This is a genomic window from Oleiphilus sp. HI0067 (assembly GCF_001635735.1).
Map to the genome: position 1 here is coordinate 1 of NZ_LWFI01001250.1, position 1,590 is coordinate 1,590.

The 1,590-nt window shown below is 43.8% G+C and carries 2 protein-coding genes; both read left to right on the plus strand.

Annotation, left to right across the window (positions count from 1 at the left end; all coding sequences use genetic code 11):
* A partial coding sequence (mnmG, locus tag A3739_RS19045) for a tRNA uridine-5-carboxymethylaminomethyl(34) synthesis enzyme MnmG (RefSeq protein WP_068502425.1) occupies window positions 1-1,269 on the plus strand: 1,269 nt, incomplete at its 5' end.
* Window positions 1,270-1,271: 2 nt separating this feature from the next.
* The coding region (locus A3739_RS19050) for a 16S rRNA (guanine(527)-N(7))-methyltransferase RsmG (protein ID WP_231877110.1) at window positions 1,272-1,590 on the plus strand (319 nt) is incomplete at its 3' end.

Here is a 1,590-nt window from a genome sequence, read left to right on the forward strand (position 1 = left end):
GATTTCAGCGTAATGCAACGCCAGCCAGGCGACTCACCTACTCCCGTCATGTCCTACATGGGGAATGTAGCGCAACATCCGCGTCAAATTGAGTGTTTTATTACACATACCAATGAGCGTACCCATGACATCATTCGTTCAGGCTTTGATCGTTCGCCTATGTTCACAGGTGTGATTGAAGGGACGGGGCCTCGTTACTGCCCATCGATTGAAGATAAGATTAATCGTTTTGCAGACAAAGACACACATCAGATTTTTGTTGAACCTGAAGGTTTAACAACGCATGAATTATATCCAAATGGCATTTCGACCAGCTTGCCTTTCGATATACAGCTCGCTGCCGTGCGTTCTATTGCCGGATTCGAAAATGCGCATATCACGCGTCCAGGATATGCAATCGAGTATGATTATTTTAATCCCCAAGATCTTAAACATACCCTTGAGACGCGCTTTATCGACGGTTTGTANTTTGCCGGACAAATCAATGGCACCACAGGATATGAAGAAGCTGGCGCACAAGGTTTGCTTGCTGGATTAAATGCTGCGTTGCGAGCTAATGGCAAAGAGCAATGGTATCCGCGTCGAGACGAAGCATACATCGGTGTTTTGGTTGACGACTTAATTACCTCAGGTACTTCTGAGCCATATCGTATGTTTACCAGTCGTGCCGAATATCGATTGCTGCTTAGAGAAGATAATGCAGATCTCCGATTGACTGAGATTGGTCGCAATCTTGGTGTTGTTGGCGATGAGCGTTGGTCTTTTTTCCAAGAAAAAACAGAAGCAATTGCGAAAGAGCAAGCCCGAATTAAGAGTACTTGGGTTCAGGCAAACTCAGAGCAAGCAAATAAGTTGAACGATTTATTACCAAACCCGATTTCGCGCGAATACAGCTTGGAAGAATTATTACGCAGACCCGAAATTGGATATAAAAACATTTCTGAATTAGATCCTGAGCACGTTACTCGAGAAGATGTCGCTGAGCAGATAGAAGTTCAGACAAAGTACGCAGGATATATCTCACGTCAACAAGATGAGATAGATAAGCTGCGTAAGAATGAAAATACTGTGATTCCAGATGATTTTGATTATGAACAAGTATCGGGCTTGTCGAATGAAGTGAAGCAAAAGTTGATGACTCAGAAGCCTACAACGATTGCTCAAGCTTCGCGCATTCCTGGCGTAACACCTGCTGCTATCTCACTTGTTCTGGTGTTCATGAAAAAAGCGAGTATGAAGCGCGCAATATCCGTGAAAGAGACGAATTAGTTGTGGGCCAGATTAATACCGAAGGGTTTTCTGAATGTCTGTTAAACGCTGCAGGTGAAATCGGCATAGAGCTAAGTGTTCAGAACGCAGATAAGTTAGTTGAGTATGTTTCACTACTGTATCGATGGAACTCCACCTACAACTTAACAGCGATTCGCGATCCGAAAGAAATGTTGGAGCGCCATATTATTGACTCGTTAAGCGTTGTTCCGTTTATCACTGAGTCAGAAATCATGGATGTGGGTACTGGACCTGGTTTACCTGGTATTCCTCTTGCGCTACTGTTTCCCAATAGCCAATTTACCTTGGTCGATAGCAATA